This is a genomic window from Mycobacterium noviomagense (assembly GCF_010731635.1).
Lineage (GTDB): Bacteria > Actinomycetota > Actinomycetes > Mycobacteriales > Mycobacteriaceae > Mycobacterium > Mycobacterium noviomagense.
The window spans coordinates 1692714-1712061 of sequence record NZ_AP022583.1; the positions used below are offsets into that span (position 1 = coordinate 1692714).

Annotated in this window: 15 protein-coding genes; 10 read left to right on the forward strand and 5 right to left on the reverse strand. The window is 63.2% G+C overall.

Annotated elements, in window-relative coordinates; genetic code table 11:
- Positions 1 to 8: 8 nt before the first annotated feature.
- On the reverse strand, positions 9 to 1250 hold the full coding sequence (locus G6N15_RS07860) for a wax ester/triacylglycerol synthase family O-acyltransferase (RefSeq protein WP_232070432.1): 1242 nt from the start codon (positions 1248 to 1250) through the stop codon (positions 9 to 11).
- On the opposite strand from G6N15_RS07860, the gene G6N15_RS23140 reads away from it, so the two are divergent.
- The 4 genes from G6N15_RS23140 (at position 1155) to G6N15_RS07875 (ending at position 5529) form a co-directional block, all read left to right on the forward strand.
- Positions 1155 to 1388 (forward strand): hypothetical protein, encoded by a 234-nt coding sequence (locus G6N15_RS23140; RefSeq protein ID WP_232070524.1) that lies wholly within the window; start codon positions 1155 to 1157, stop codon positions 1386 to 1388. The genes G6N15_RS07860 and G6N15_RS23140 overlap by 96 nt on opposite strands.
- Positions 1389 to 1619: 231 nt before the next feature.
- A complete protein-coding gene (locus tag G6N15_RS07865; RefSeq protein WP_163747986.1) occupies positions 1620 to 2888 on the forward strand; it encodes a glycosyltransferase in 1269 nt (422 codons plus the stop codon).
- Positions 2889 to 3159: 271 nt separating this feature from the next.
- On the forward strand, positions 3160 to 4488 hold the full coding sequence (locus tag G6N15_RS07870) for a condensation domain-containing protein (protein ID WP_083090122.1): 1329 nt from the start codon (positions 3160 to 3162) through the stop codon (positions 4486 to 4488).
- A 42-nt stretch (positions 4489 to 4530) separates the two neighbouring features.
- Positions 4531 to 5529, forward strand: coding sequence for a Gfo/Idh/MocA family protein (locus G6N15_RS07875; RefSeq protein WP_083090123.1), 999 nt, complete (start codon positions 4531 to 4533; stop codon positions 5527 to 5529).
- A 241-nt stretch (positions 5530 to 5770) separates the two neighbouring features.
- On the opposite strand, the gene G6N15_RS07880 is transcribed toward G6N15_RS07875, so the two are convergent.
- Both G6N15_RS07880 and G6N15_RS07885 read right to left on the reverse strand, forming a co-directional pair.
- Positions 5771 to 7021 (reverse strand): DUF222 domain-containing protein, encoded by a 1251-nt coding sequence (locus G6N15_RS07880; RefSeq protein WP_163747988.1) that lies wholly within the window; start codon positions 7019 to 7021, stop codon positions 5771 to 5773.
- 121 nt (positions 7022 to 7142) lie between these two features.
- Complete coding sequence (locus tag G6N15_RS07885) at positions 7143 to 8783, reverse strand: GMC oxidoreductase (protein ID WP_232070373.1); 1641 nt, start codon at positions 8781 to 8783, stop codon at positions 7143 to 7145.
- A gap of 271 nt (positions 8784 to 9054) precedes the next feature.
- Here G6N15_RS07885 and G6N15_RS07890 point away from each other — a divergent pair, with 271 nt between their 5' ends.
- The 4 genes from G6N15_RS07890 (at position 9055) to G6N15_RS07905 (ending at position 14526) form a co-directional block, all read left to right on the forward strand.
- A complete protein-coding gene (locus G6N15_RS07890; protein ID WP_083089925.1) occupies positions 9055 to 10323 on the forward strand; it encodes a glycosyltransferase in 1269 nt (422 codons plus the stop codon).
- A 235-nt stretch (positions 10324 to 10558) separates the two neighbouring features.
- Positions 10559 to 11500 carry an FkbM family methyltransferase gene (locus G6N15_RS07895; RefSeq protein ID WP_083089924.1) on the forward strand — a complete coding sequence of 314 codons (942 nt, stop codon included), beginning with the start codon at positions 10559 to 10561 and terminating at the stop codon, positions 11498 to 11500.
- A gap of 465 nt (positions 11501 to 11965) precedes the next feature.
- Complete coding sequence (locus G6N15_RS07900) at positions 11966 to 13153, forward strand: DegT/DnrJ/EryC1/StrS family aminotransferase (RefSeq protein WP_083089923.1); 1188 nt, start codon at positions 11966 to 11968, stop codon at positions 13151 to 13153.
- A gap of 104 nt (positions 13154 to 13257) precedes the next feature.
- Entirely contained in the window at positions 13258 to 14526 is a 1269-nt protein-coding gene (locus tag G6N15_RS07905) for a glycosyltransferase (RefSeq protein WP_083089922.1), read from the forward strand.
- Positions 14527 to 14563: 37 nt separating this feature from the next.
- Here the strand turns inward: G6N15_RS07905 and G6N15_RS07910 are convergent, their stop codons facing one another.
- A complete protein-coding gene (locus tag G6N15_RS07910) occupies positions 14564 to 15367 on the reverse strand; it encodes a GAP family protein (protein ID WP_083089921.1) in 804 nt (267 codons plus the stop codon).
- Positions 15368 to 15565: 198 nt separating this feature from the next.
- Between G6N15_RS07910 and G6N15_RS07915 the strand changes: the two genes are divergently transcribed.
- Both G6N15_RS07915 and G6N15_RS07920 read left to right on the forward strand, forming a co-directional pair.
- Positions 15566 to 16339, forward strand: coding sequence for a phthiotriol/phenolphthiotriol dimycocerosates methyltransferase (locus G6N15_RS07915; protein WP_372506494.1), 774 nt, complete (start codon positions 15566 to 15568; stop codon positions 16337 to 16339).
- A gap of 115 nt (positions 16340 to 16454) precedes the next feature.
- Positions 16455 to 17447 (forward strand): Gfo/Idh/MocA family protein, encoded by a 993-nt coding sequence (locus G6N15_RS07920; protein ID WP_083089920.1) that lies wholly within the window; start codon positions 16455 to 16457, stop codon positions 17445 to 17447.
- Between the two features lie 25 nt (positions 17448 to 17472).
- Here G6N15_RS07920 and G6N15_RS07925 read toward each other — a convergent pair whose 3' ends face one another.
- A complete protein-coding gene (locus tag G6N15_RS07925) occupies positions 17473 to 19113 on the reverse strand; it encodes a GMC oxidoreductase (RefSeq protein WP_083089928.1) in 1641 nt (546 codons plus the stop codon).
- Positions 19114 to 19348 lie beyond the last annotated feature (235 nt).

The following is a 19348-nucleotide window of genomic DNA, read 5'->3' on the forward strand; positions in this document are numbered from 1 at the left end:
GGCGACCGCTATTCAATCTTGCCGGTCAGGCCGAAGTCGGCAAGTGTGTGCGCCGCAAGCTCACGTAAAGCCGGCTTCGTGTTCTCGCCGCCAGGTTGGTAGGCGAGGACCGTGATGACGATCTTGCCGGCGAGGCGCATAGACAGCACGTTCAATTGGCCGCCTATTCGCTCGATCCACTGTCGCCTTACGTCTTGCCTAGGCCCACGTGCCGATGCGTACTCGGCGTCAGTGCCGTCGAGGCGGCACACCACCGAGCCGAGGCCGCCGAGGTTGGAGAAAAACACCGGGCGCTCGGGATCGCTGAGCGCCGCATCGGCCAGCCGTTTCAACACCGGCTTCGGCATGAACAGGGTCAGCCACAGGGGCTGCTGCTCGCTTCCCTTCTGCCGCAGACTCGTCAACGCCTGGTTGATCTCGGTGCGGGCGTCACGCAGATCCGTCGTTACCCTCGTCGGGTCGACGCTGACGCGTGCAAACGACACCGCGACGGCGCGCGTATCCCCCTCGGCGCGTTCGCTTATCGGGAGTTGCAAGACAACGGCGCCGTCATCGGCACGGCGACGGCCCATGCGCTCCGCGAGTTTCGCGGCCAACCCGCCGACCAAGGTGTTGCTGGTTCCGCCAAGAGCGGTGGCACGGGCGTCCCACTCATCCACGTCAATAGAGATCGTGATACCTGGCACGATGATCACGTCATCGCCGTCGTCGCCGCTGCCGGCGACGGGGCTCGATGCGGGCAATCGGGCGCTGTTGCGCCGCCGACCAGCCTGTTCCCTGGCCAGCTTTGCTGCCGCGCCGACCGCTCGGGCAACCTGCGGTGCGTCTTGGACCGTTTGGCGGACATCCTCAACCACCGCGCGCAGCCGGCTGCGTGAACGCGGCGGCGGGTAGCCAAGCTCACGCGTGTTGCCCATGACCGCATCGATCAGCGCGACGACAAGTCCCAGGCCGTCAAGCACGTAATGCGAAACCACTAGACTGACCGCGGTCGAACCGTCTGTCAGTGGAAGTACGCCAACATGCCAGCCTGGCCCCGATTCCGGGTCAACAGGTAGTTGTGAGCGTTCATCGGCCCAGTCGCTGAGTTCAGACCGCGGGCGCGCGTGCTCAGCGATATCGATGTCGGACGGCCCCCGGTCTAACACCCACCGATGCCTGCCGAACGGCAGCGGCGAACGCTCAATGCGCCGTCCCAACAAACCATGACCCAGATTGTGGTGAAAACGACGCAGCCCATCGAAATCGATAGCGTGCTCATAAACCCATACGACCTGCATGATTTCCTTCTGGCCGGCGGCGCGATGGCTATCAAACAAGGTCTGGTCCAGCAACGCGAGCCGGTTGTCCGGCCGCGCGTCACCGTCGGATGCGCGGCTCTTGAATGATGAACGCGCAGGACGTATCCGCACAGGCACTGATCAGGCTCCGACGCCAGGGGCGAAGCGACGCATCGAATCAGAAATTCGAGTCTGATTCGATGAAACCGCGTCGGGTCGTTGCCCGAACGCACCGCTTCCACATATCTGCCCCACAATCATGTCGACCATTATCTACATGTGACACTGGGGGCCGGACGCCAGCATTGGGGGCTAGGAAGCGATGGGCAAGGGCACGCAATGAAATTTGTGCTGGCATGCTATGGAACTCGCGGCGATGTCGAGCCTTGCGCCGCTGTCGGCCGTGAACTCCTGCGCCGCGGACACGACGTGCGCGTGGCCGTCTCCCCCGACCTGGTTGGCTTCGCCGAGTTGGCTGGGCTGTCTGCAACCGCCTATGGGCCAGTTTTGCAGTCATTCGTGGAAGCGCAGCGCAAGCTCCTGACGTGTTTCCGCCACAGCCCCTGGAGGATCCAAGAGCTGCGCAGGTTGGGCCGCGAAGTAAGAGAGCTCGGCTCCCAGTGGCGGAGGGAAGTGATCACGAATCTCGCTTCGCTGGCGGAGAGTGCCGACCTTCTTCTCACCGGACTCATTTTCGACGACGCCGCTGTCAACGTTGCGGAGTACTACGACATTCCGCTGGCCACCCTGCATTTCGTCCCGGTGCGGGCCAACGGTCAACTCGTTCCATTCCTGCCGTCGCCGGTGATCCGCTCCGCAATGACGGTGAATGAATGGGCGCAATGGCGTATCGCGAAAAAACTCGACGACGCGCAGCGCCGTGAATTGGGCCTGCCGAAGACGACGGTCCCACCGCCGCGACGGATCGCGGAACGCGGATCGTTGGAAATCCAGGCCTATGACGAGGTGTGCTTTCCCGGGCTGGCGGCCGAATGGGCCAGATTCAACGGCCAACGGCCCTTCGTCGGGGCGCTGACGCTGCAGTTGCCCACCGACGCCGACGAGGAGGTCGCCGCCTGGATCGGCGAGGGAACACCACCGGTGTTCTTCGGGTTCGGCAGCATCGCGGTCGACTCGGCCGCCGACACCCTGACCATGATCAGCACCGCGTGCGCGGAGCTGGGCCGGCGCGCCTTGGTGTGCGCCGCCGGCACCGACTACAGCCAGGCCCCCTGTTTCGAGCACGCCAAGGTGGTGGACACGATGAACTTCGCCGCCGCCTTCCCGTCGTGTGCCGCGCTGGTACACCACGGCGGGGCGGGCACCACCGCCGCGGGCCTGCGCGCCGGCGTGCCCCAACTGATCCTGTCCACCGACCTGGATCAGTCGCTGTGGGGAACTCGGGTCAAACGGCTGCAGGTCGGCACCGCCCGACGCTTTTCCACCACCACCGAGCAATCACTCGTCGCCGATCTGCGCACCATTTTGACCCCCGACTACGCCGCCCGAGCCCGCCAGATCGCCTCCCAAATGACCCCACCGGCCCAAAGCGTGGCCACCGCCGCCAACCTTCTCGAAGATTTCGCCCGCCGTCGACGCGTTAGCTGACCGGCGAAACCGGGCCGTTGTGGAGAATGAAACTCGCCAGGGTCGATATTTTTTGCAACCTCGTGCTGACATGAGCTTGTGACGCAACCCGTTGTCCTCCTTAGGTTTTGGACCGTTAAACGAGTTCAGTGGAAGAAGCAACGACGCACCGTATTTTCGGGGGTGGCTGCGGCCTCGAGCTGTACCCGAAATCTTGCGGGTGTCCTGCGATTTCGTCGCCCTTGGAGGGGTAACCGCCTTATAGGCAGGTGGGAAGAAGTACGTTGAGCAAATGGACACCGTACTCGATCCGCTCGATCAGTTCTTGTTCGACCTCGGGCGAGTGGCAGGAGTAACCATCCTGCTGCAATGTTTCTGGGCGTACGACCGTCCGATCGATATCGATGGTCTGCTGCAGTTCCATGACCATCTTCAGCGGGGACGGTTGTCCCGCCGCATCGAACCATCACCACTGCGGTTCGGCCGACACCGCTGGATATCTCCCAACGGCTCACCCAACATCGAGCTCGTCGCGTCGCCCCGGCCGCGTGAGGAATTCGACGCCTGGCTCAACGAACAGGCCCGCACCCCGTTGGATCCCGCGCATGGGCCCGGATGGCACCTTGCCGCGCTCCCCTTCAGCGACGGCGGCGGCGGGGTTAGCTTGGTCATTTCCCATTGCCTCACCGACGGTCTGGGGCTTATCGAGGCGCTGGCGGATGCGTCGCTTGGCCGCGACGACCCGATCAGCTGGCCTGCCGCCGGGTCGCGCCGGCGGTGGCAGGCCGTGCGTGAAGACGCCCGACAAACCGCGCGCGATACCCGAGCTATGGGTCGCGCCGTCGCCACCGCGGTACGGTCGGCCCGCCGTCGTCGCAATAGTGCCGAAGCTGCCGCCCGGCGCCCCACGACGCCGCCTGTGTTGCGCGATGGCGCCGATGAAACGATCACGCTTCCAATGGCGACGATTTTCGTCGATGCCGACGAGTGGGAGGGACGCGCACAGTCGCTCGGCGGTACCGGCAGCGCACTGCTTGCGGGGTTGGCAGCTCGCCTCGCCCACAGACTCGGACGCGTCACGACAGACGGCTCAGTCGCAGTGCAAATCCCGGTCGACGAGCGCACCCCCGGCGATACTCGCGCCAACGCCACCGGCAATATAGGCATCACAGTCGACCCTGAATCTGCCACGACGGACTTGCGCGAGATCCGGTCCGCCATCAAGCAAGCGCTGATTCAGCACCGCCAGGAGCCCGACGAAGAGCGGGCAATGATGGCCATCCTTCCGCTGTTGCCCCTCTTGCCCAAGCGGCTCCTCAGGCCCGCCGGAAATGCGACCACCGTCGTCTCATCCACTCTCGGTCTGGTCAACCCGGCCGCCGCCCGACCAGATGGCACAGACGCCGACCGCGTCGCCGGGCGGCTTCTCTACCCTGGCGTGACCACGACGATGATGGACCGGTTCGGCGGCCTTCTGATGGTGCTGTCTGGAGTAGTGCACCGACAGGTGTTTGTCTCGGTCACCGCGTATCAGCCGGGCCGTCCCAACTCGGATGACGACCTACGGCAAGAGCTTTCGAGCACCTTGGACGACTTCTCGCTACCCGGCGCATTTCTCTGAGCAATTCGATGCCGAATCCGGCCAGCTGCTAGCATCACGTCCGTGTCTGGACGCGGGGCCCCGGTGCGGATCGGCATCCTCGGGGCAGCGCGCATCGCACCGTTGGCCCTCGTCAAGCCAGCGCGGGACAGCACCGAAGTCACGGTGTCCGCGGTGGCCGCACGAGATGCGTCCCGTGGTCAAGCCTTTGCCGAAAAGCATGGGATTCCTCGGGTGCACGACAGCTACGACGCGCTGATCGCCGATCCAAACCTGGATGCTGTGTACATCCCGCTGCCGAATAGCTTGCACGGGCGGTGGACTCGGGCTGCGATTGCTGCGGGCAAGCACGTCTTGTGTGAAAAGCCGTTTACTGCCAACGCCTCCGAGGCCCGCGTGATCGCTGACCTGGCTAGGAAATCAGATCTCGTTGTGATGGAGGCATTTCATTACCGCTACCATCCGTTGACATTGCGCATTGAGCAGATCATCGCTTCAGGAGAGCTGGGCAAGCTTGAACGGGTGGAGGCCGCCTTGTGCTTTCCCCTCCCGAAGTTCTCCGACATCCGCTACAACTACTCCCTTGGGGGTGGCGCGACAATGGATGCCGGGTGCTATGCGGTCCACATGGTGCGCACGTTCGGTGGTTCGACGCCGGAAGTCGTTGCGGCACAGGCTAAACTGCGTGATCCTGAGGTGGACCGGGCGATGAGCGCCGAGGTGCGCTTTGCGGGCGGACACACCGGTCGGGTCCGCTGCTCGATGTGGTCGTCGGATCTGCTGCGGTTGAGCGCCAAGGTGATTGGCGACCGCGGCGAGCTGCGTGTGCTCAACCCGGCGACACCTCAGTTTTTTCATCGGCTGTCGATCCGATCAGGCCACGGCAATCGTAGAGAGCGCTTCCCGCGAAGGGCCTCCTATGCGTATCAACTTGACGCTTTCGCCGCAGCGGTGTTGCGCGGTGAGCCGGTGAAGACGGCGCCGGAAGACGCGGTCGAGAACATGGCCGTCATCGATGCGATCTATCGCGCTGCCGGCCTCCCCCTCCGCGAGCCGGGTTGAACGTAATGCGTTCGAGGAGTTGACAACGCGCTCCGCATTCGCGTTGGACACCCCACTTGGCTCAAATTGGTGCGCACTGTTACCGCGGGTGGTGGTTAGTGGTTGTCGAGGTCTTGAGCTCGCGGGTCGACGACGGTGTGGGTTTGGTTGTCAACCCTGATGTGTCCGCGACGCGGTAGGTAGCTGGGTGGCATGAATGAATCCCTTGATGCACCAACGTGTTTGACCTCGACCAAGCAGGCTAGTTGCTTGTCGGTGGTGGTTGGGGTTGGAAGGGGTCATACCACCACCAGTCGGCGCGCTCGCCGGTCGGTCCGGGACAGGGCGGCACCGCGGGTAGGGGTTGGGTGGGTGGGCGCGCCAGCGAGCCCGGGCTTAGTGGCCGCTCGTCCTGGTCGGTGACGAGCAGCGTGTCGGCCGGGCCGGTGATGGTGATCAAGCCACGATGGTGCAACCGATGGTGGTAAGGACAGAGCAACACAATGTTGGCCAGCTCGGTGGGCCCGCCGTCTTCCCAGTGCCGGATGTGATGGGCGTGCAGACCACGGGTGGCGCCACAACCGGGGACCGCGCACATGCGGTCGCGATGCTCCAGTGCGCGCCGCAGCCGCCGGTTGATCAACCGGGTGGCCCGGCCGGCACCAATAACCTCGCCGTGCCGTTCGAACCAGACTTCACACGTGGCATCACAGGTCAGGTAGCGGCGTTCGGCATCGGACAGTAGCGGACCCAGATGCAGCCCGGCCACGCGCTTCTCGACGTCGAGGTGCACCACCACGGTGGTGTGCTGCCCGTGGGGGCGCCGGGCCGCCTCGGTATCCCATCCCGCATCGACCAGACGCATAAACGCATCGACCGTGGTCGGAAACGGCGGCCGCTGATCTGCATCACCCGCGCCATCGCCATGGTCGCGTTTCCATTCAGCGATCAGCGCATCACGATGCGACGCCAACGCCGCATCGAACTTCGCCGCGTCCAGGTGACCCAGCCTGATCCGATAACAACTGCCCTGCTCGTCACTGGTTTTGCTGAACGAGCGCTCCGGCTCCGGGCGCCGGTCGGGTTCGGGTCGCGGCTCCAGCTTGATCGCGGTGCGCAACTGAGTCACCGTCGCCACGCTGGCCAACTGCGCATAATGCTCATCGGATCCCTGCCCGGCACGTTCCGCGATCACCCCGACCTGATCCAGCGACAACCGGCCCTCGCGCATCCCCTTTGCGCAGCGCGGGAACTCCGCCAGCCGGCCCGCGATCGTGGTGATGGTGTGGGCGTTGGCCGGTGAGCAGCCGGTCTTCCAGGCCACCAACGCCGGCACCGACCGCGCCCCGGTCATTCCGCACAACTCGTCGCGGTCGATCTCGGCGACGATCTCCACGATGCGCCCATCAATCGCGTTGCGCTGACCCGTCAGTTCCGCCATCTCCTCAAAGAGCACCTCAAGGCGCTCTTTAGGACTGGCCGCCACGGCGTCAGCAGATGCGATCGACGACATGACAACATCATCGCAGCCACCTCTGACAAAAATGGGCTACGCGATCCCGGCTCCAGAACACGGCAGGTATCGCGCTACCGGCCTCCCGCTCCGCAAGCGGGCTTGACCGGTTTTGCGGTTGTCAGGTCGCAAAATGCACTTGGTTCACGTGGGCGGCGACCCGCAAGGCGTTGGCCGCGACCGTTAAGCCAGGATTCAAACCGGCGCTCGAAGGGAAGAACGAGGCGTCCACCACATAGAGGTTATCCACTTCATGTGCTCGGTTATGCGCATCTAGCACACTGGTTTTCGGATCGGGACCGAAGCGGCACGTGCCGCAGACGTGGGCCAGAGCCTCGTTGTTGTCAGCGGCCCGCAGGGCGATTTTACGGAAAGGCTTCAACACCTCTTTCAACTGCCGCAAAAACACTGCCCGGCGCTCGATCTCACTGGCGTGAAAGCGGTACTGAATTCGCAGCCGCTGGCGCCCATCCGAGCCTGGACGCTCCGATGGCAGCACACGGTTGTCCAGATACGGCAGGTCTTCCATGATCAGTGCCAGCACCAGCCCACCGGTGTAGTAGCGCTCGTAGATCCGACGCGCAGCAGGGCTCATCAGCCGCAGCATCCTCGGCCGCAAGCCGGGGCGGTTGACCAACATCTCCATTGGTGCCATCGCACCGAATGACTGGACGGTGCCGTATTTTTGGCCCTCGAAGAAATAGAAATCGTTGAGGCCGATCTCTTTGTTCTCGGCAGTGATCTTGTGGTCGGGTTGCGGCCAGATTTCGACGAGGTCGATGAGGTGGCGCATCAGATTGCGTCCCACCAAGTCTGAGCTGTTGGCCAACCCGTGCGGCCAATCACCGGACCGGGAATTGAGCAACAGTACCGGGGTGACCAACGCACCGGCGGCCAGCACCACCACCTTCGCGTTCAGCGTCAGCACGCCGGAATGGTGCTCGCAGATCACTTGCCGGACGTGGGTGCGGTCCGCATCTAGACGTACCGCCCGACATTGCGATAGCAGACTCGCTCCGTGCTCGGCAACGGCGGGGAGCACGCCATTGCGCGCGGCGTCGTTCTTGCAAGACCGATGACAGAGATAGCCTTGACATACAGCACAGCCATCGGTGTAATCGCAGGCCATCGGCAGGTGGTAGGGATGCAATCCGCGACCTGCCAAGTAGTCCACCAGCGGTTGGTTGTCTGCCGAAAACGGCGGCGCCGGAAGCAGATCGACCTCGGCCGCCTCAGGCCGAAGCGGATCGGGCTGACCACGGACCCCCAGCAGCTTTTCGGCCGCGACGTACCAGGGCCGCATCTGGTCGTACGTGACCGGCCAGGCATCCGGCACAGTGGAATCGCCGGGATCGCAGAAGTTTTCGCGGGGAGTGAAGTCGCGAACGAAGAATCGCTCGCAGACCATTCCGTAGAGCGCCGACGAGCCCCCCGTTCCGCTGCCGATAAACGGAACGAACCGCCGCGGAAAGCCCTTGCTGATGTCAACGATTTCGTCGGTCGAGCGCCCGGCCCGCGCCAAGGCGTCGTAGTACGCCTCTGCCGAACGGGCGGCCCTCGGCTCGGCGACTTCCGGCATCAGGGAGCGAATGGTTCCCGGCACCCCGGCCAGTGTCGATCGCCCTTTCTCGACGAACAGCACCCGACGGCCGGATCGGGCCAGCGAGTAGCCCATCATGCCGCCACCCATCCCCGTGCCCACGACAATCACGTCCCAGACAACGCGTTCGGCCTCGCGGGCATCCAGCTCGCCGTCAGCCAAATCGAGCTCCTCAGCGGTGGTACAGCATCTGCCCGGATTGGGCGAACCACGAAGCTACCACCCGCTGTCACCCGAAGGGTCCGCCGCTAAATGTTCCGCAACGTCTCCCCTGACGTTTCTGTCTTCGCACGGCGGCTGCGCAGTGTTGGCAACGGAGAAAGATCAGCGGAATACATGGGCGAACGCCCAGCCGAGAGTGTCAGAAACAGGAATAATCACCGATGCCTGACGTCGCCCACGTGCACGACCACCGAAAGGCTCGGACCCGCGAATGAAGTTTGTGCTGGCAAGCTATGGGACTCGCGGCGATGTCGAGCCATGCATCGCTGTGGGCCATGAGCTGCAGCGGCGCGGGCACGACGTGCGTGTGGCCGTCCCACCCGACATGGTTGGCTTCGCCCAGTCGGCTGAGCTTTCTGCGGTCGCTTACGGAGCGGATGCGCGGGTGTGGCAGGAAGTGCACCGCGCCTTTGTGACGCGTTTATACCGCAGCCCCTGGCGAACCGGTGATCTGATCAGATTGGGGCGCGAAGATTGGAAGTTGTTTACCCAGTGCTGGCAGGAGGTCAACGCGACGCTGACGTCGCTTGCAGCCGGGGCCGACCTGCTGCTCACTGGAGTGATCGCCGAGCAGTCTGCTGCCAACGTCGCGGAGTGCTACGACATTCCATTGGCCACACTGCACACGTTCCCCATGCGTGCGAACGGCAAGCTGCTACCGAATCTGCCGTCGCCATTAAGCCGCTCCCTGATGACCGTTAGCGAACGGCTGCAATGGCTGATCACGAAAAAGATCGAGGACGCACAGCGTTACGAGCTGGGCCTGCCGAAGGCTACGAGCCGCGCGCAGCGACGGCTCACCGAACGTGGATCGCTGGAAATTCAGGCCTACGACGAGGTTTGCTTTCCGGGGCTCGGGCTCGAATGGGCGAAATGGAATGGGCTGCGGCCCTTTGTCGGCGCGCTGACGATGGAGTTGTCGACCGATGCCGACGAGGAGGTCGCGTCGTGGATTGCCGCGGGAACACCGCCGATTTTCTTCGGATTTGGCAGCATGCCGGTCGAATCTGCCGCCGACACCATCGCGATGATAAGCGCGGCCTGCGCGCAGTTAGGGGAGCGTGCGTTGGTGTCCGCCGGCTGGAGCGATTTCAGCCATGCCCCGCATTGCGAGCAGGTCAAGGTGGTAGCCACGATGAATTACGCGGCCGCCTTTCCCGCTTGCCGGGCGGTTGTGCACCACGGCGGCGTGGGCACCACGGCTGCAGGACTGCGCGCTGGAGTCCCCACGTTGATTCTTCCGACCTGGGGAGATCAGAAGCTCTGGGGAGCGTGTGTCAAACGATTGAAAGTCGGTACTACGCGGCTGTTTTCGAACACTACGCAGCAATCGTTGGTGGCCGACCTTCGCACCATCATGAGCCCCGAATATGAAACCCGAGCCCGTGAAATTGCCGCCCGCATGAGCAAACCCGCCGAAAGCGTCGTGGCTGCCGCTGATACGGTGGAGGACTTCGCATCTCTGCGGCGGGTCGGGTGATCGACCTGCACGGCGAGTTGCTCTCATGCCGAGCGCCAAGCATTCAGGCGGCATCCCGTCCCAGTGGGACGCCTCGCCGTCGTGATCGTGAGCGTGTTGTCCGGGCATGCCAGAACCGACGGTCGGAAATCTACAAAAAGACCGATGTGGCCAAACCGTTGCGGCTAGGCCGTTAGGGTGTCGAGATCAACGCAATCACTTTGCGCTGCCGTGGCACCGATCTTGGGAAACATGAATGACCCGTCTTGGCGCCGTCAAGGAAGATTCGCGCGGCCTGGTGGTCCGCTCAATGCGCGCCTGTGTAGCGCGTGATCGCCTCCCATACCTTGTTAAAGCCCTCTACGTGAGCGGATGCCGGCTGCTGCTGCCGGCGCTGGGCATCGACTCTGATGAGACTCCGCTGGTTTCGGAGTACGGCACAAAGTTTGTCGCCGGGCCGGGCGGCGCTTGGCTCAATTCGATTCTGCGCTATCGCGGGGTGTGGGAGCCGGCGCTTTCGCAGTTCATTGTCCGACACGTGCAGCCCGGTGACGTGTGCGTCGACGCGGGCGCCAACTGCGGATACTTTTCTCTTCTGCTCGCGCAGCAGGTGGGCCCGTCGGGAAAGGTCATCGCGATCGAGGCCGTCCCGGACAACGTGCGGCGGCTGCGCGCCAACCTCGAGCTCAACGACGCCGCCGGCATCGTCGAGGTGGTCATGGCGGCATGCGCCCAGCACAAGGGCGAGATCACGTTACACGTGCATCCGCGCAATGATGCCTGGGCCCGGCTGCGCCCCCCGACCAAGGGCGAGGCCGACCGCCTCTACATGGGCCACACCTGGATTCCGGTGACCGTGCCTGCCGACACGCTCGGCGCCCTGGTCGGCGCCGACACGGCGCGGGTCTCGTTCATCAAGCTGCACATCGAGGGCGCCGAGGCGCTCGTGGCACCCGAGATCCCCGATACGTTCCCCCACCCCAGGCTCGTCGTCGCCTTGCTCGCCAAGGAGCCGCATATCCACGACACGCTGAAACCGTTCGCAGACCAGGGATTTCATGTCTACGACCGGCACAACGACTACCGCTGGCTTTATGAGCGCAAGGTACCAGCTATCACCGAGGCGGCCTACGACGACTTCTACAACCAGCACACCGCGTACGTACTTCTGAGCCGCCAACCGCTCGCGCTGTCGTAGGAGCGGGACGCTTCCGGCCGGCGCTGCGACCATCGAGTGCGGTGCCATAAGCGACCCGGACCATGAGTCAACGATCGTGCTGACGCGGTTCATGGGTCCGAAAGCACGATTCGAGCCGCGAGATATCACCGCTGGAACATTGAGAACTCTTTGCGATGAATCATCCGAACGCGAGAGCCGGCAATTGATCACAAGAAACTTATTCACCATCAGTACAATGATGGGTTCAGCGAGCGTCGAATTACCGCCGAAGTCTCCGATACTAATTTGCGAATAATCGCGCTCGGCCAGCAGCGGCCGTTTTAATATCTCAGCGATGTGGACCTCGAAGCAGCTGGGGTCTGAGATCACGCTTAGCCCGACGGGGTGGGTCCCAACATCACTGGTGCACTGCAGTTCGCAGCGGGCTTTGTAGTGGGCGAGCGGTCGTTGTGGCCGTTCTCTGGAAGGGGGTGAAGGTTCGCGATGGTTGGCTCGATGCCTTCTGAAATTCCCTTTATCCGCCCGAGCTTTCTCAAGCCCGCCGAGCTCGCCGAGGAGTTCGACGAGATTCTCCATGCCAACTGGTACACGAACTTCGGCCCGAAGGAGCGGCAGTTCGCCGGGGCCTTGGGCGAGTACCTTGGGCGTGACCTGCACGTCGCCACCTTCGCGAACGGCACCCTGGCGCTCATCACCGCACTCCACTCCGCTGTGGGCCTCGGAACGCGGGATCGCTATTTGCTGATGCCTTCGTTCACATTCATTGCCGTGGCGCAGGCTGCTCTATGGACCGGGTACCGGCCCTGGTTCATCGACATTGACGCCGACACGTGGCAGCCGAGCCTTTTCTCTGCCCGCGCAGTCCTAGAGTCCTACCGGGACCGGCTCGCGGGCATTCTGCTTGCGAACGTGTTCGGGGTCGGCAACCCGCAGATCGGTCAGTGGGAGGATCTCGCAGCCGAGTGGGACTTGCCTATTGTGCTCGACTCGGCGGGCGGCTTCGGCTCGACGTACCCGGACGGCGAGCACCTCGGCGGGCGCGGCTGCTGTGAGATCTTTTCCTTCCACGCAACGAAGTTGTTAGCGATCGGCGAGGGCGGCGCGCTCGCCTCTCGCCAACCCCGGGTCGTCGCGCAGGCGCATGCGATACAGAATTTTGGCTTCGCTGGGCCGGGGTGCACGCAGGTAGGGCTGAACGGGAAAATGCCTGAGATCAGCGCGGCCATCGGGCTGCGGCAGCTCGCCACTCTCGATCGCCGCCTGGCGAGCCGCCGCGACGTCTTTGACCGCTACCGCACCGAACTTAGCGGTGTGGGATTGCGGTTCCAGCCCAACGCTGATCTGTCATCGCTTTGCTTCGCGAGCGTGTGCTGCGAGTCGGCTGGTCATAAGGCCGCGGTGCTGGCCGCCCTACGTCAAGAGGCGATCCGGGCCCACGACTACTACAACCCACCGCTACACCTGCAGCCGTACTTCGTCGCAAATCCGGAACTGGTCAGGTCATCCGAGCTCGCCGTCACAGAGGACATCTGCTCGCGGATCGTCTCGCTGCCCATCCACGACTACATGGCCCCCGACGACCTCGCACGCGTCATTGCCGCCGTACAGCAAGCGGGCTCACAGCGACCGAGACACACGCGCCATGTACGCAACTCGTTGGCCCCAAACTGATCCAGAAGTAGATTTTGATGGCCTGCAACGACATCGCCGGATCCAGGGTGCGGCCCCAGCCACTCTGCTCGTGTTCGTAGACAGGAAGGGCTGGGCTCTCCGCGATGAAATTTGTGCTGGCAAGTTATGGAACTCGTGGCGATATCGAGCCGTGCGCCGCTCTCGGTTGTGAACTTCTGCGCCGTGGGCACGAAGTGCGCATGGCCGTCCCGCCGGACCTAATTGGCTTCGTCGAGTCGGCTGGACTAGCGGCGGTCGCCTGTGGGGTGGAGATGCAGGCCCTCCTGCGCGCCCAGCGCAAATTCTCGACGTGTCTTTTCCGTAACTGCTGGCGAATCCCGGACCTGATTAGGTTGGGGCGCGAGGGCGGGGAGCTTATTACCCGGTGCTGTGCAGAAATGAGCACGACCCTAATGTCGCTAGCCGATGAGGCTGACCTGCTGATCACTAGCATGATGTTCGACCAGACGGCTGCCAACATCGCGGAGTACTACGACGTGCCGTTGGCCATGCTGCATTACTTCCCGATACGGCCCAACGGCCACTTCGTTCCCATGCTGCCGGCGCCGCTGGGGCGCGCCGGAATGACGTTGTACGAGTGGTTGTCTTGGCGGATGACCAAGCAGCCGGAGGACGCGCGGCGCCGTGAACTTCGCCTCCCGAAAGCGACGGGCCCGACGCGGCGACGGGTCACCGAGCGAGGATCGCTGGAAATCCAAGCCTACGACGAGGTGTGCTTTCCCGGGTTGGCGCGCGAATGGGCAAAATGCAATGACAGGCGGCCCTTCGTCGGTGCACTGACGATGGAGTTGCCAACAGATGCCGACGAGGAGGTCGGGTCGTGGATCGCTGCGGGAACACCGCCGATTTTCTTCGGGTTCGGCAGCATGCCGATCGAATCGCCCGCCGACACACTTGCCATGATCAGCGCCGCCTGCACAGAGTTAGGTGAGCGGGCCCTGGTGTGCTCCGGTTGGAGCGATTTCAGCAATGTCCCCCACTTCGAGCATGTCAAGGTGGTGACCACGATGAATTACGCGGCCGTCTTCCCCGCCTGTCGCGCGGTTGTCCACCACGGTGGCTCGGGCACCACGGCCGCGGCCCTTCGCGCGGGAGTGCCCCAGTTGATCCTCTGGATGGACCTGCTTCAGGCGATCCTGGCACCTCAGGTCCAACGGCTGAAGGTGGGCGCCGCACGGCGCTTTTCGAGCGTTACCCAGCAATCGCTGGCCGCCGAGCTCCGCAACATCCTCGCCCCGCAATACGATGCCCGGGCCCACGAAATCGCCAGCCGGATGACGAAACCCGCCGAGAGCGTCGCAGCGGCGGCTGATCTTGTGGAAGGTTTAGCCAGCCGCCGGCGTGTTGGCTGATTGGCAGTCATTGGGAAACAGACGACTTACCACGAATTCAGACGCTGCCCATGCCGTTTGCCACCAGCGAGACTCCAGCCACTATGCACATGGCTACCAAGATCTTGCGACGGTGAGTCCGCGCCCAGTCGTGCAGCCGTTGCACTAGCGCTTGGGTTTTCGCCGGTATGACCAGATAGCTGGCGAGCGCGATTTCGACAGCCGCAAGCATCCCGACAACAAACACGATTGCGGCGCTAACCTGCGTGCCAGTCCCTACCCCGGCGGCCACGACGATTGCCAGGACGTAGAGAACCTCTTCGGGGGCCGGTGGCCCAAAGCCTATGCCGATCACAAACGCGAGCCACAGTGAGCCGCTTTCCCACGATTTGTGGACACGGCGCAACAGCCGCCGGATTGCAGATCCTCCCTCTGTCTGCGTATCCCGTGCGCGGCCCAGCAGGCGCGCGACTGCACTCGGCTGATCCGATTCCAGCACCATGGTCGACGTATCGCCGCCCGATGTCGGCAGTTGCGCCCGCGGACGCACCAAGAAGCGCACGATCAGCACCGCGGCGACAGCTAGTGAGAACACGCCCACGCCAATTTGAATGTGCCGGACAGTGGAGCCGACGGCCGTGGTCGGCTTGGACAAATCTTCTGCGAAAGATTTCAACATCGGTGTGACGTGTAGGAGCATCAGCGGGACCAGCACGTACGGCACGCTCGGTATCAGGCAGCCGACCCAATAAGCGAGCAGGTTTTGTACGGGACGCGGCCGGGAGATTACGAGGAGGGTGACGCCCAGACGCACTGGGTTGAGCGCCGCCAGGAGCGTCAGCGCCAGCAGCGTGCTCCACATGGCCGGAACCTTACCCTGGCGGCCCTACCGACTCCGATCGGCAATGACTCCAAGAACGTAAACTGGCCAATTTCCTTAGCACTTTCGCGACTGGTCACAAGCGCGAGTTCGCGCTGCCGAGGAGCCGCTGCAGGGCAGCCGGGGACTATGTAATCCATTCGGCAGCGTTGCCGCCGCGCATCCCGTCATACTCCACTGGTGAGCCTTACAAACCGCGTTGCAAACTTCCTAGGAACCTCCAAATTCGTAGCGAAGTACCAATATCCCCTCGTCACCCGCCTCGGCGGTAATGATCTGGTGTTCATGAACTTTGGCTACGAGGAAGATCCGCCGATGGCCCTTCCGCTGGAGGCGTCCGACGAGGCCAACCGCTTCTGTATTCAGCTCTACCACCGCGTGGCGACCCAGGTCGATCTCAGTGGCAAACAGGTACTGGAAGTCAGCTGCTTCCACGGCGGCGGAGCCTCATACCTCATGCGGACCCTGCACCCCGCCTCCTACACCGCATTAGATCTGAATCCGGCCGGCATCGACTTCTGCCGAAAAAGGCACCAACTGCCCGGCCTGAATTTCATGCAAGGCGACGCCGAGAACCTACCCTTCGCAGATCAATCCTTCGACGTGGTAATCAATATCGAAGCCTCGTCCTACTACCCTTCGTTCCCCCGGTTCCTCGCGGAGGTGGCCCGCGTGCTGCGGCCTGGAGGCTATTTGTTATACGCCGACGTCCGCTACGGCCGCGACCATATCGCCGAGTGGGAAGAAGAGTTGCGCAACGCCCCCATGCGGCTCGTTTCGGAAAGGGACATCAGTAAGGAGGTTGCACGCGGCGTGGAGACGAACGTGCCGCGGTGGCAGGAATTGAATCGCCGTACTCCGGCATCGTTAGTCAGTAGGTGGCAGCTCAAGATTTCCCAGGAACTTCACAAGGGAGAGTTCTCCTACCGCATGTACTGCTTCGCGAACGAGTGAATTTAGATCGCAGAAGTCCGTGGCTTCGGGTTGTCAGCGCGCCATCAGACACCGTCACCACCTGAGCCGTGCTCGTCCGTCTGACCAAGCCGGGTCAGCTGCTAGCATCCGGTTCGTGTCTGGACTTGGCGCCCCGGTGCGGGTCGGTATCTTGGGCGCGGCGCGCGTCGCACCGTTGGCGCTGATCAATCCGGCTCGCGGACATGCCGAGGTTGTGGTGGCTGCGGTGGCTGCACGCGATGTGTCCCGTGCCAAAGCCTTTGCTGCCAAACACAAAATCGCGCAGGTGCACGACAGTTACGAGGCGCTGATCGCGGATCCAGGGCTGGACGCTATCTATAACCCGCTACCGAATAGCCTGCACGGCAAATGGACTCGGGCGGCGCTTGCCGCAGGCAAACACGTGCTGTGTGAAAAGCCATTTACCGCCAACGCTGCTGAGGCCCGCGAGATCGCTGATTTGGCCAAGAAGTCGGGCCGGGTCGTGATGGAGGGATTCCATTACTGCTACCATCCGCTGACATTCCGGGCTAAGCAGATCATCGCGTCGGGAGAGCTGGGCCAGTTGGAGCGGGTGGAGGCGAGCTTGTGCATGCTGCTGCCGAAGTTCTCCGACATTCGCTACGATTACTCGCTCGCCGGTGGCGCGACAATGGACCTCGGATGCTATGCGGTCCACATGATTCGCACGTTCGGCGGTTCGTCCCCGGAAGTCGTTTCGGCACAGGCGAAACTGCGTGATCCTCGGGTAGACCGGGCGATGACAGCCCAGTTGCGGTTCGCGGGCGGACACACCGGTCTGGTCCGTTGTTCGATGTGGTCGTCGGATCTGCTGCGGTTGAGTGTCAAGGTGTTTGGCGATCGCGGTGAGCTGCGTGTGCTCACTCCGGTGGCCGCTTTCCGTCGGCTGACCGTCCGCTCGGCGAACGGTAATCGGGTGGAGCGCTTCCCGTCGCGCGCCTCCTACGCGTATCAGCTTGACGCTTTCGCCGGGGCGGTGCTGCGCGGCGAACCGGTGATCACGACGCCGGAAGACTCGGTCGAGAACATGGAAGTCGTCGATGCGATCTATCGCGCTGCGGGCCTCCCGCTCCGAGAGCCGGCCTAGACGCTGACAGATTTTCAACCACTTCTCAGTTGGCGAAATGCAGCTGGTTGACGTATGCGGCTACCCTTAAGGCGTTCGCTGCGATCGTTAAGGCGGGATTCAAACCGGCGCTCGAAGGGAAGAACGAGCCGTCGACCACGTAGAGGTTGTCCACTTCGTGTGCCCGGTTATGTGCGTCCAACACACTGGTTTTCGGATCGGGACCGAAGCGGCACGTGCCGCAGACGTGGCCCAGGTTCTCGTTGCTTTTTGCGGCCCGCAGGGTGATTTTTCGGAAGGGCTTCAACACCTCTTTCAACTGACGCAGAAACACCGCTCGGCGCTCGATCTCACTGGCGTGAAAACGATACTGAATTCGCAGCCGCTGGCGCCCATCTGAGCTTGGCTTATCCCAAGGCAGCACACGATTGTCCAGATACGGCAGGTCTTCCATGATCAGTGCCAGCACCAGCCCACCGGTGAAAAACCGCTCATAAATCGGGCGCGCAGCAGGGCTCGTCAGGCGCAGCATCCTCGGTCCCCAGCCGGGGCGATTCGTTAACACCTCCATGGGCGGCACAGGGCTCAACGACTGGACAGTGCCGTATTTTTGGCCCTCGAAGAAATAAAAGTCGTTGAGGCCGATCTCTTTGTTCTCGGCAGTGATCTTGTGGTCGGGTTGCGGCCAGATCTCGATCCAGTCAGTCAGATGGCGCATCAGGTTGCGTCCCACCAAGTCTGAGCCGTTGGCCAACCCGCGCGGCCAATCTCCCGACCGGGAATTCAGCAACAGTATCGGAGTGACCAACGCACCGGCGGCCAGCACCACCACCTTGGCCTTCAGCGCCAGCATGCCCGAGCGATGCTCGCAGATCACTTGCCGGAGGGTGTTGCGGTCCGCATCCAGGCCGACCGCCCGACATTCAGCCAGCAGGTGCGCTCCGTGCTCGGCAACGGCCGGCAGCACCCCGTTGCGGGCAGCGTCGTGTTTGCACGCCCGGTGGCAGATATAGCCCGCACAGGTGGCACACCCATCTGTGTAATCGCAGGCCATCGGTAGGCGGTAGGGATGCAATCCGCGACCCCTCAGATAATCAACCAGCGGCTGGTTGTCTGCCGAAAACGGCGGCGCCGGAAGCAGTTCGACGTCGGCCGCCTCGGGCCGAAGCGGATCGGGCTGGCCGCGAACCCCCAGCAGCTTTTCGGCCGCGGCGTACCAGGGCCGCATCTGGTCGTACGTGACCGGCCAGGCCTCCGGCACGGTGGAATCGCCGGGATCGCGGAAGTTTTCGCGGGGAGTGAAGTCGCGAACAAAAAAACGCTCGCAGGCCATCCCGTAGAGGGCCGACGAGCCTCCCGTTCCGCTGCCGATAAACGGCACAAACCGCCGCGAGAAGCGACCGCTGATGTCTTCGATCTCGTCGGTCGAGCGCCCGGCCCGAGCCAACGCGTCGTAGTACGCATCTACCGAACGGCCCACCGCCGGCTCGGCCAGTTCTGGCAATGCAGAGCGAATGATTCCCGGTGACCCGGGCAGTGTCGATCGCCCTTTCTCGACGAACAGCACCCGACGGCCGGATCGGGCCAGCGAGTAGCCCAGCATGCCGCCCCCCATCCCGGTGCCCACGACAATCACGTCCCAGACAACGCGTTCGGCCTCGCGGGCATCCAGCTCGCCGTTAGCCAAAATCAAGCTCCCGGAGGTCGACTCGAAGCATTCCCCGATTTGGGCGAATCACGAACGTACCACCCGGTGCGACAGCCGCTTAACGTTTCCGAGGCCACGTCGCGCAAACCCGGGGTATCGAACGTGACCGGCTTCGACACCAACGATCACAGGTACACCTGGGACTCGCTTCCCGTGATTTGCTTCGCTGTCGTGATTATCAGGGTGTAGTCGGGCCACGTCAGCAAAAGGAATG